This is a genomic window from Bacillus sp. BS3(2021) (genome assembly GCF_021043345.1).
GTDB lineage: Bacteria > Bacillota > Bacilli > Bacillales > Bacillaceae > Bacillus > Bacillus paralicheniformis.
Window position 1 is genome coordinate 1 of record NZ_JAJNDM010000017.1, and the last position, 13,259, is coordinate 13,259.

A 13,259-nucleotide genomic window follows, 5' to 3' on the forward strand; every position below is an offset into this window, starting at 1 on the left:
TTTGCCGGAGATCATGTGTCCTTTTCACTTGATGCGGACACTTCATCCGGCCTTTACAAGATCGCCCGCGACAACGGTTGCACCCTGTATATGGTTCTTCTCGCCGCGTACAGCACGCTTCTTGCCCGTCTCAGCGGACAGGAGGACATCATCATCGGTTCGCCGATCGCCGGAAGGCCGCACAAAGACTTAGAACCTGTCATCGGCATGTTTGTCAACACATTGGCGATCAGAACGCATCCGGCAGAAAACAAATGTTTCAGCGATTTTTTAAGGGAGGTCCGCGAAACGGCGCTTGAGGCGTTCGAACATCAGGATTATCCGTTTGAGGAGCTTGTCGACCGGCTCGATGTCGTCCGTGATATGAGCCGCAATCCGTTGTTTGACGCCATGTTTATTTTGCAAAACATGGAACAGCACGATATGCAATTAGCCGGCCTTCAAGTCAATCGCGTTCAAACATTTGCCCATCAAGTATCTATTTTTGACCTTACATTGACCGCTTGCGAATCTAACGGGAATATCCGTCTCGACATGGAATTCAGCACCGATCTTTTCTTAAAAACAACCATCGAGCGCTGGATGAAACATTTGCTTGTACTTTTGCGCCATATCGTCCATCAGCCCGAGACAGATCTTGCACGCTTCAATCTTCTGAACGATGAAGATCAATACCAAATTCTTGTTGAATTTAATCACAAACACCTTCAACTTCCAGAACGAACAGCAGTGTTTCACGAACTGTTTGAAGAAACAACAGCGAATAATCCTCAGAAAATCGCAGTCATTGAGGGCTCGAAACAGATCAGCTATCACCAATTGAATGGTCGCGCCAATCGACTGGCGCGGACGCTTCAAACAGCCGGAATCGGTCCTGGAAAACGAGTTGCGATTTTGGCCAATCGTTCGATTGAAGCCATCATAGGTGTTTTGGCCGTGCTGAAAGCGGGAGGAGCGTATATCCCGATAGATTCCCATTATCCAGAAGAAAGAATTCGGTTTTTATTAAAAGACAGCGAAGCATCTGCGCTACTGGCCCAGGCTGAATATATAGATATCGCTTCACTTTTGACAGATGGCAGTATGCCTTGCATCCAGCTTGACCATGAACATAATGGCCTGCACGAGGAAAATATGGTTTCAACAGCAACTCCAAAAGATACTGCCTATGTCATCTATACTTCGGGAACAACAGGAGCGCCAAAAGGAGTTGAAGTCAGACATCGCAATTTCACACATGCAGCGCTTGCTTGGCGAAGCATCTATGAGCTTGATCGCACACCGGCGAGAGTGCTGCAAATGGCCAGTTTCTCGTTTGATGTCTTTTCAGGAGACATAGCCCGGGCATTCTTAGACGGGGGAACGCTTGTGATTTGCCCGGATGATGTCCGAATTGAGCCCGAACTGTTATGTAAGCTGATGAATCAACAGCAGATTACATTAATGGAATCGACACCAGCCCTGATTGTTCCCTTTATGGAATATGTTTACCGGCGGAAATATCGATTACCGAGCCTAAAGGTGCTGATTCTGGGCTCAGATATTGTCAGTGCACAGGATTTTTACACATTAAATGAACGATTCGGAAAAGAGATGCGGATCATCAACAGCTACGGTGTAACAGAGGCGACCATTGATTCAAGCTATTATGAAATCACGATGAGTAAAGAGCCTTATCACGATTTTGTACCGATCGGCATTCCGCTCCCAAATGTACAAATGTATGTTCTCAACAAGAACAAACAAGTTCAGCCCATCGGCGTCCCGGGAGAACTTTTTATTGGGGGAGAAGGCGTGGCCAAAGGTTATTGGCAAAAAGCTGAATTGACAAAAGCCAAATTCAGCGATCCATTAGCGCAAGGTCGGCCGCTGTATCAAACCGGAGATCAGGCCTGCTGGCTTCCTGACGGCACCCTTCGTCTTTATGGGCGTCTTGATCAACAAGTCAAAATAAAGGGCTACAGAATTGAGCTCGAAGAAATAGAAAATGCGCTTTTGAAGAACGAGCATGTCAAAGAAGCGGCAGTCGCCATTCAAAAAGATATTGAAGGGAAAACCTATTTGGCGGCATACGTCGTTCCTAAAGAAGCAGACATCATCGATCTGCGTTTAGATTTGGCAAAAAGGCTTCCGGCTTACATGATTCCAGCTCATTTTGTCGGTTTAGAGAAAATGCCGCTTACATTTAACGGCAAATTGAATAAAGACGCTTTGCCTGCTGCACATGTTCAGAGCTTGGAAACTTACCATGCCCCGCAAAATGAAAAACAAGCATTGCTATGCCGGATTTGGGAGGATGTGCTCCATGTACGGCAAGCCGGCATCACCGACTCTTTCTTTCAGCTGGGGGGAGACTCCATAAAAGCGCTGCAAGTGTCGGCTCGTCTTGCCGCTGAAGGATGGGATATGACGATTCGGGATTTATTTCAATTTCCGACCATTGAAGAACTGGCGAGTCACCTGACTCCGACCGTATCAATTGCCGATCAGGGACCTGTTGAAGGGAATGCCAGTCTAACACCTGTACAGCAAAGGTTTTTTGCCTATCCTGGCGCCTTTGAACATCATTACAATCAAGCAGTCATGCTCACAAGTGAAAAAAGATTGGACGAGACTGCACTGCGCCGGGCCGTATCCGCTTTAATCAAGCATCATGACGCCTTGCGGATGATGTTTAAAAAAGACGATAACGGACGCATCCTTCAATATAATCGCGGAATCAGTCAAACGGATGAGGATGGATTCAGCTTTAAGACCATAGACCTCGCCGATGAGACGCAGATTGCCGAACGCATAGAAGCGGAGGAAAAACGAATACAGCGGGCAATGCGTTTGGACGAAGGACTCCTTTGTCACATTGGATTGTTCAGATTGCGGGATGCAGACCATCTGCTGATCGCCATTCATCATCTGATTGTGGATGGTGTGTCATGGAGAATTTTGCTTGAAGATTTACAAACAGCTTATCAGCAAGCTTTAGCAGACAGAAAAATTAAATTGCCGCAGAAAAGCGATTCTTACGTAACATATGCAAACAGGCTGCATCCATTGTCAACAAGCAACGAACTGCTTGAGGAAGCGGCATATTGGGAGCATGCGATATCTTTTGAAACAGCCGCATTACCAAAAGACGGTCACAGGAATGCGGACAGGCTGCAAAAAACGGCACTCACCGCTTCGCGCATGTTAAGCGTGAAACTGACAAACCAGCTGCTGTTTCAGACAAAACAGGCATACGGCACAGAGGTGAATGAACTGATGCTGGCGGCCTTGGGAATGGCGCTTGCCGATTGGACGAAACGTGAGCATTTCCTTGTCAGTGTTGAGGGACATGGCAGGGAAGGACATGTTCCGGACATTGATATTTCCAGAACTGTAGGATGGTTCACCTCGATATATCCGGTTCTTCTGGACATGAGTGCACCGGACAATTCAAGCGAAAAAACCGCTTGCCGTATAAAAAACGTGAAAGACATGATGAGACGCGTGCCGAACCAAGGAACCGGATACGGGCTTTTGCAATCGTCCCAACGTATTCAGCACCGTGAACCTGAAATCTGCTTTAACTATCTCGGACAGTTCGACGGTCTCGAAGGAATGATGCGGATGTCTCCTTATCAGCCGCGCCACAACATTGCAGAAGAGCGGCCGAGAGAATTTGATTTGGACATTAATGCAATGGTCGTCAATCAGCGGCTTGATATTCAAACTGTCTATACCGACGTCTTTTCCAGGCGTACGATTGAAACATTTATGGATGGCTTCTATGACCGCCTTTGTGAGGTCATTGAGCATTGTTCCGCCAAGAAAAAACGAGAAAAAACATTGAGCGATTTCAGCAATAAACAATTGACTTCCGCTTCATTCGAAAGTATTGCCAATCTCGTAAAAGAACTTTAATTTCGCCGGAAAGGTGTGTGGCATTCATGGCGCAAGAGACAGAGATTCAAGATATTTATCCATTGTCATATATGCAGGAAGGAATGCTGTTTCATTCACTGCTTCACCCTGATTCAAACGCCTATATTGAACAAATTTCCTTCACCATCAGCGGTGATTTGTGTCTGGATTCATTTCAGAAGAGTCTGGATCTATTGATTGAACGTTACGACATTTTCAGAACGATTTATATAAAAGAGGTGCCTGATCTGGACGGGCCGCAGCAAGTCGTTCTATCACACCGAAAAGTAGCTGTTCAGACGGAGGATATTTCTGCCTTGACGGCTGAACAACAGAATACGTTGATAAATAGCTGCAAACAAGCAGATCGGCATCAACGGTTCGACCTGCAAAAAGGCCCATTAATGCGGCTGACCCTGTATCAAACAGGAGAAAAACGACATACATGCGTCTGGACCCACCACCACATCATGATGGATGGATGGAGCTTAGGTATTGTGCTGCAAGATTTTTTCCATATGTACTACGCTCTAAGAAACGGCCGGCCTTTCCACCTTGGGAAGCCGGCGCCTTACAGCACATACATGACTTGGCTTCGCGGTCAGAGTAGAGAAAAAACAGCTGCCTTCTGGTCCGATTATTTGGAAGGGTACGGGGAGCCTGTCTCTGTCCCCGGTTCAAAAAGCAAAACAACAGAAGGCGTTTATACACCGAGTCACCTTCAATTCTCACTCAAGCCGGAAACGGTTGAAAAACTTTCCGATTTAGCAAGGCGATTGGGCGTGACGTTAAACACATTGTTTACAAGTATATGGGGCTTGCTTCTGCACCGCTACAACGCGACTGATGACGCTGTATTCGGCGCAGTTGTTTCAGGGAGGCCTTCCGCCATTGACGGGATCGAATCAATGGCCGGACTGTTCATTAACACGGTGCCTGTCCGGATTCGCTCTTCTGCGGGTATGTCATTTTCTTCACTCGCCAAACAGGTGCAAAAAGACATCCTGACTTGTGAAGATCACGGCTATTATCCTCTCTATGAGATTCAAAACGAGAGCGGCTTAAACAAAGACCTGGTCAATCATATCCTTGTATTTGAAAATTATCCCGTCCAAATGCAGAAAGAGGTTAACGGCTGGGAAGAATCGGAGGAAAACGCTCTTCATCTTGATCATTTTTCCACGTCAGAGGAAACCAATTACGACTTGAATATTGTCATTGTTCCCGGTGAGACCTTTTACATGAAATTCAGCTATAATGCCAAAGTCTACGATCAAAACGACATGCTTCGTCTTCAAGGGCATGTAAAAAAAGTGATCGATTGTATACTGTCAGATCCCGATCGATTGATTACAAGCATTGATCCTGTGCCACTTGCTGAAAAAAAACTGATTCATTCCTTTCACGGCAAACAGCGAACTTATCCGGATCAAACAGTTTATGAGCTGTTTGAAGAGCAGGCCGCCAAAACACCGAAACAAGAGGCGCTCAGATTCAATGAAACAAGCTGGAGCTACCGTGAATTAGATGAGCGAGCTAATCAAATCGCTCGTGCGCTAAGGAAAGAAGGCGCAGGTCCAAATCAAGTTGCAGCTGTTATGCTGCGCCGCTCAAAAGAAACTGTCGCAGCTCTTCTCGGCATCTGGAAATCGGGCAGTGCGTATATGCCGCTTGATCCGGATCATCCGCCTGAGCGGCTCTCGTTTCTCTTACGCGACAGTCAAGCCAAATGGCTCGTTACGCAACAAGAACTGCTCCCTTTTATCCCTGCGGATTACAAAGGAAAGATTGTCACAATTGAAGAAACAGACGCGGAACCAAAAGCCGCTCTTTCAGCACAGTCAGACAGCGAAAATTGGGCCTACATCATTTATACATCAGGGACAACGGGGCAGCCCAAAGGGGTGCTCGTCAGCCACAGAAGCATTTCCAATACATTGCAATGGAGACGGGAAGAATACAGCATGACAGACCGAGATATCGCGCTCCATCTCTTTTCATATGTGTTTGACGGGTCAATAACAGGTCTGTTCACACCGCTTCTGTCAGGCTCCTGCGTCTTGCTGACCGATGAAGATGATGCAAAAGATGTCGTGGCTATGAAACAGCTTATCGCCCAACACGGCGTCAGCCATCTGCTCTTCGTTCCTTCCTTATACCGCGTACTGCTGGAGACCTTGACAAAAACAGACGCGGAAACACTCCGGGCTGTGACATTCGCCGGGGAAGCCGTGACACCTGATTTAATCACCGTAAGCCGCGAGATTTGCAGCAACGCCGAACTGATAAACGAATACGGACCGACAGAAAACAGCGTGTCAACGACGGTGCTGCGGGATCTTCAGAAAAGCGAGCGATTGACAATCGGACGGCCGGTTGATAATACATCTGTCTATATTATGCACGGGAACCTCCTTCAGCCGATCGGTGCTGTCGGTGAATTATGCATTTCAGGAAAAGGCCTTGCTGAAGGGTACTTTCAGCAAAAGGAATTGACAGATCAAGCCTTTACCGCCCATCCCTTTCATGAAGGAGAACGGCTGTACAGGACAGGGGATAAGGCGCGCTTTTTGCCGGATGGAACGATCGAATACCTTGGACGCCTGGATCACCAAGTAAAAGTCAGAGGATTCAGAATAGAACTAGGAGAAATTGAATCCGCACTTCGCGGCATTTCCGGGGTAAAAGACGCGGCGGCACTCGTACGCACCACAGCAGATGGAGAACAGGAGCTTGCGGCTTATGTTGTGTTGCAAAAGGAAACAGAGCGCTTGGACCTGCATAGAGCCCTTGCCGGGAAATTGCCGGCCTATATGATGCCTGACAGCTTTACAATACTGCCCAAAATGCCGCTTACAACGAGCGGAAAGCTGGATCGCTCCGGTCTCCCGGAACCGGCACATTCAGGCGGGACAGACGTCATGCCGAAAGCGCCCCGCACTTTGCTGGAAACAGAGCTTATGTCGATTTGGCAAGACGTGTTGAAGCGGGAGCGGATTAGCATACATGATGATTTCTTCCAATTGGGCGGTCAATCTCTTAAAGCGGCGGCGCTTGTCTCAAAAATCTATCAGCGGCTTAATGTTCAGCTGCCGATTCGCGAAGTCTTTTCATATCCGACGATTGCCAGCATGGCTCCTGCAATAGAACGGGTCAAAAGTGAGACCCGTCCGGAGATAAAACCAGCACCGGAAAAAAATCTGTATCCTTTGTCTTTCGCGCAAAAAAGGCTCTATGCCCTGCATCAGCTGGCAAAAGACAGTACAAGCTACAACATGCCCGCTTGCTTGGAACTCTGCGGAACACTGAACCGAAAGCGATTGAAAGAAACTTTTGCAACATTAATCGACAGACATGAGGCGCTGCGCACTTCGTTTGTTTTACAGGACGGGGAGCCGATGCAAAAAGTCGTATCATCTGCCGAAGTGAAATGGACAGAGTTGCACATCCAATCCGAGAAATCGCTCAATGAAGTGTTGGAATCGTTCGTTCAGCCGTTTGATCTTGAAAGAGCTCCGCTGATCAGAGTCTGCTTAGCCGCGTTGAACAAAGACCGGCATTTCTTCCTGCTTGATATGCATCATCTCATTGCTGACGGAATGTCAATGAGCACGTTTATTCGTGAATTCACGGCCATTTACAGCGGGAAAGAGCTGCCTCCATTGACACTGCAATATAAAGATTTCGCTGTATGGCAAAATGAACAGTTTTCAGTCGGGGCATTCGGCAGCCAAAAACAGTACTGGCTGGAAGTGCTGAAGGGGACGTTGCCGGTGCTGGACTTGCCGCTTGATCAAAAACGGCCGCTTCTCCCCGATTTTAGCGGAGACACTTTGACCACGCATATTGACAGGGAAACAGGGGAAAAGCTGCGCCAGTTAATGGATGAGACAGGTTCAACGTTATATATGGTGTTGCTGGCTGGCTTCTCAGTCTTTCTTTCTAAAATGAGCGGCCAAGAGGATATTGTCATCGGTTCGCCTGCACATGGCCGAGAACGCGCAGAACTTGATGGCGTGATCGGGATGTTCGTGAATACAATGGCGATGCGAAGCAAGCCTGAAGGGAATAAAACAGTCCGTACATATTTGAAAGAGATCAAAACACTGACACTTGAGGCTGTTGACAACCAATATTATCCGTTTGAGGAGCTCGTCCAACACCTTGACGCCCCACGAGAAGTGAACCGCAACCCGCTTTTTGACGCTATGCTGGTGCTTGAAAACAGCGATGATTTCAAGATGGAATTACCGGAACTGACGCTTTTATCACATAAACTGCCGCATCACTCGTCAAAGTTTGATTTGACTTTGCATGCCGAAGAACAAGATGACGGTACGATCAGCTGTCATTTTGAGTACAGTACCGCCTTATTTGAAAAGGCAACGGTCGCGCGCTGGTCTGATCATTTTAAAGCGCTAATCGGCAGTATGTCGGCCAATCACGACATGAAACTGTCCGACATGCAAATGCTGACTCCGAAAGAACAAAACATGCTGATCAATGCTGCAGGAGAAACGGCTGAATACCCGAGACAAGAGAACATCGCGAGTCTATTTGAAAAACAGGCAATGGCCGCTCCGGATCAAATAGCCGCCGTGATCGATGATCGGCAGCTGTCTTACCGGGAACTTGATGAAAAGGCTGAACGGACAGCTGTTTTGTTGAATGAACATGGTGTCGGTTCAGGGCAAGTGGTCGGTTTAATGACAGACCGTTCACTCGATATGCTGGTTGGGATTCTCGGCATCTTAAAAGCGGGAGGCGCCTATTTGCCGATCGACCCTGATTATCCAGCTGAACGGATCCGCTTTATGCTGAATGACAGCGGGGCCAAACTGCTGCTTACTCAATCCGGACAACAATGGGAAGAACCTATAGACATACCTGTTTTATATATTGACGAGGCAGAAAAAGCCGCAGCGAAAAGGCGGCGCCAGCCGATATCAGCCGAACAGCCGGCATATGTGATCTACACATCAGGAACAACAGGAAAGCCAAAAGGTGTAGTGATTGAACACCGCAATGTGGTCAGCCTGATCAAACATGACGAGCTGCCTTTTTCATTCGGATCCCGGGACGTCTGGACACTGTTCCATTCCTATTGTTTCGACTTCTCGGTTTGGGAAATATTCGGCGCTCTTTTACACGGCGGAAAAATTGTCATTGTCCCGAAAGAAACCGCCCGCGATCCCCATGTCTACCGGCGGCTTTTACAAAAAGAAGGCGTGACTGTGCTAAACCAGACGCCTACAGCTTTTCACGGGCTTATCGATGAAGAATTAAGGCATTCGGACCGCTTACAGCTCCGCTATGTCATCTTCGGGGGAGAAGCCCTGCAGCCCGGGATGCTGATGAACTGGATTGAGAAGTATCCAGAAACGGATCTCATCAATATGTACGGCATTACCGAAATAACGGTGCACGCCACGTATAAAAAGCTGACTCGAACCGATATGAAACACAATAAAAGCAATATCGGAAAACCTCTGGCAACCCTACAAGCCTATGTCGCGGACGCCTATATGAACCTGCAGCCTGTCGGTGTGCCGGGAGAACTGTATATCGCAGGCGCCGGAGTCGCAAGAGGCTATATCAACAGAGAAGAGCTGACCGCTTCCCGATTCATCACAAATCCATATGTCGGAGGTCAGCGCCTGTATCGTACGGGAGACATCGTCAAAAGGATGCCAAACGGCGAGCTGGAATATGTCGGCAGAAAAGATGCGCAAGTGAAGATCAGAGGATACCGGATTGAGTTGGGAGAAATCAGAAGCGCCCTTCAAGAACTGCCTCCAATCAAGGAAGCAGCAGTCATAACAAGAAATGACAAAGACGGACAGCAATCGATCTATGGATATGCGGTAACGGCGCAAAGCCTGAATGAAGCAGAGATTCGTACATCTCTCAGAACGCTCCTCCCGGAATACATGATACCCGCGCGGATCATACAGGTTGATGAACTGCCACTGACAGCTAACGGCAAGCTCGACGAAAATGCGCTGCCAGAACCGGCGGCCAATCAGGGCGCAGATGAAGATATAAGCCCAAGAAACGATATTGAACAGATGATGGCTGAGATTTGGGAAGAGCTCTTAGGAATGGAGGGGCTCGGTGTGAACGCCCATTTCTTTCACCTTGGCGGAGATTCTATTAAAGCGCTGCAAGTATGCGCAAGGCTAAAGCAGCGAGGCTATGAAACAACGGTTCGCGAGCTGTTTAAACATCAGACGCTTGGCGAGCTGTCAAAGCGGGTAACGAAAGTCCGGCGCGAGATTGATCAAGCGCCCGTCAACGGCGAAGTGCCGCTGACGCCTGTACAGCACTGGTTTTTCTCACAATCTTTGTCACACGATCACTTTCATCAATCTGTCATGCTGCACAGTTCCGCGCGATTTGATGAAACAGCTCTGCAAAAAACACTCGCCCATATCGTGGTCCATCATGACGCATTGCGGATGGTATGCGGATATCAAGACGGAGTTTTAACACAGTACAACAGAGCCGAAGAGCTTGCCAAAGAGGAGCTGTTTTCGTTTGAACTGCTTGATGTAAGAGAAGCAGGATCATTAGCTCAAGAGCATGTGATGATTGAAAGGGCCGCGGAACATATTCAGAAATCGATTCAGCTTCAGACAGGGCCGCTTGTTGCAGCCGGCGTTTTTCGCGGATCGGACGGCGATCATTTGCTGCTTGTGATTCATCACCTTGTCATCGACGGAGTATCATGGCGCATCCTCTTCGAAGATTTAACCGCCGGATACAAACAGGCCCTGGCGGGAAAAGAAATCGTGCTTCCGGAAAAGACAGATTCCTATCAAACCTATGCCAAGCGGCTGACTGATTACGCAACAAGCCGACAGCTATTACGGGAAATAGATTACTGGACTGAAAGGGAAAAAACAAGAGTTGAACCGCTTCCGAAAGATGCCGAAACCATTACGAATCTGCTGCAAGATACAGACACCATAGACATTCGGCTGACAAAACAAGAAACAGAGCGTCTGTTAACGGCTGTAAACAAGCCGTATACGACAGATACAAATGACATATTACTCGCCGCGTTAGGTCTTGCGCTTCACAAATGGACCGGCAATGATCGATTCAAAATCAGCTTGGAAGGCCATGGAAGAGAAGCGCATTTGGAGGATATCGATATCAGCCGGACGGTCGGCTGGTTTACCTCGATTTATCCTGTTTTACTCGATGCAAGCCTTCCGGAGTCCGCAGATGATCATGAGCGTTTCGGCTACCACATCAAGCGGACAAAAGACATGCTGCGCCGTATTCCGTATAAGGGCGTTGGCTACGGGGTGCTGAAATACATCGGCGGCATGTGGGAATCTGAAGATTTCCAGCGTCCCGACATCAGCTTTAACTATTTGGGACAGTTTGACGAAGATATCAAGTCGAGCGGATTTCGCGTTTCTCCCGTCAAAGCGGGGCATGAGATCAGTCCGGATTGGGAGCAGCCTCATCTTCTCGATATCAGCGGCGCCGTATCTTCAGAATGTCTCGTCATGCACTTTGTCTACAACCGGCTTCAATATGAGAAAGAAACAGTACAAGCTCTGGCAGACCATGTTCAATTTTTTCTCAAAACGATCATCAAGCATTGTACAGAGAAAGAAAACCATGAAAAAAGTGCAACAGACTTCACTGATGAAGATTTAACTTTGGAGGAACTAAGCGACATTATGGGAGCTGTCAATAAATTATAGAAAAGGAGAGTCGCTGATGGTGCAGCAACCGGAAATACAAGATATCTATCCTTTATCTTTTATGCAGGAGGGCATGCTGTTTCACTCGCTGTTGGATCAGGAATCTAGAGCCTACTTTGAACAGGCATCATTTACGATAAACGGCTCGCTTGATACAGAACGGTTTCAAAAAAGTTTAGACGCGCTGATTGAACGCTATGATATTTTCCGCACTGCGTTTATACACAAAAATGTGGCAAAGCCGCGCCAAGTCGTGTTAAAAGAGCGGCAAAGCCGCCTTCAATTTGTTGATATTTCTCATCTGGACGAGGCGGCTAAAGAAACATTTGTCGATCAATTCGAACATGACGACAAGAAAAAAGGATTTGATCTGCAAACAGACCCTCTTATGAGAGTATCTATCTTAAAAAGGGCACACGAACAATATCATTGTATTTGGAGCCATCATCACATTTTAATGGATGGCTGGTGCTTTGGTATTGTGATGAAAGAATTTCTTGCGATTTACAAGGCTTTAGGAAAAGGGCAGCTTCCTGATTTTGAACCGGTTCAGCCGTTCAGCAAGTATATTAAATGGCTGATGCGACAGGATCGAAAAGAAGCTGAAGCCTTTTGGAAAACAAGGCTTGCCGATATCAAACAAACCGCATCACTGCCCAAAACATCATCATCCTCAAAAGGAAAGCTTGAGCAGATGGCATTTACCCTATCTAAAGAACAGACTGAAGGGCTGCGAAAATTGGCCTTGCAAGCAGGCGCGACGCTGAATACGGTTTTTCAGGCATTATGGGGAATCATTCTGCAAAAGATCAACCGCTGTGATGACGCAGTCTTCGGCTCCGTTATTTCCGGGAGGCCGTCTGATCTTGAGGACGTAGAAAAAATGGTCGGGCTTTTCATTAATACCATTCCCGTCCGGGTCCAAAGCAGGCCGGAGTCCTTTTTGACATTGGTCAGCCACTTGCAACAGGAGTCACTGAAAGCGGAAGCGTACAGTTATTATCCTTTATATGATATTCAGGCGCAAAGCACGCTGAAACATGAGCTGTTTGACCATATTGTCGTATTTGAAAACATACCGGCCCAGCGCGAAATTGAAAGTCTGAATCAAGCTGATGCATTCGATTTCACAGTCGATGATTTCGATATGGATGAAGTTACCAACTATGGATGCAGCATTAAAATCATTCCGGGAAGCTCGCTTTATATTCGCATAAATTTTGATATCGGACTGTATGATCCAGCCATGATGAAAAAAATCGAACTGTATTTACGCCATATCATAGGCTCTGTCATCGCTGATCCCAATCAACAAATCGCACAAATTGCATTGCTTGGCGAAGAAACTGCCAAAAAGATGCTGTACGAATTCAATCAAACAGAGCCCGCTGCACCTTTAGCGCCGACGCTGCATAGCTTTTTCACCCGCCGTGCAGCTCTGTCGCCGAACATGCCGGCGCTTCGTTTTTCCGGCGGTACCTTAACATATCGAGAGCTTGATCAGTATACCAATCAGCTCGCTGTCCGGTTGAAGAAAAAAGGCGTTGCCAAAGAAAGTGTGGTCGGCGTGCTCGCCGACCGTTCACCGGAGATGGTGATCGCGGTGCTGGCTGTTTTGAAAGCCGGCGGCGCTTACGT

At 47.6% G+C, this 13,259-nt stretch carries 3 protein-coding genes; all 3 read left to right on the forward strand.

The features are described from left to right. Positions 1 to 3,900 (forward strand): non-ribosomal peptide synthetase (locus LQ247_RS21920; protein ID WP_231006593.1); only part of this gene is annotated, 3,900 nt, incomplete at its 5' end. 26 nt (positions 3,901 to 3,926) lie between these two features. Next, entirely contained in the window at positions 3,927 to 11,621 is a 7,695-nt protein-coding gene (locus tag LQ247_RS21925; protein ID WP_231006594.1) for a non-ribosomal peptide synthetase, read from the forward strand. Positions 11,622 to 11,637: 16 nt separating this feature from the next. Next, the coding region (locus LQ247_RS21930; RefSeq protein ID WP_231006595.1) for a condensation domain-containing protein at positions 11,638 to 13,259 on the forward strand (1,622 nt) is incomplete at its 3' end.

What these genes read in the sequence shown, in the direction of transcription:
- LQ247_RS21925 (WP_231006594.1), top strand. Translation starts at nt 3,927, where the DNA reads ATGGCGCAAGAGACAGAGATTCAAGATATTTATCCATTGTCATATATG.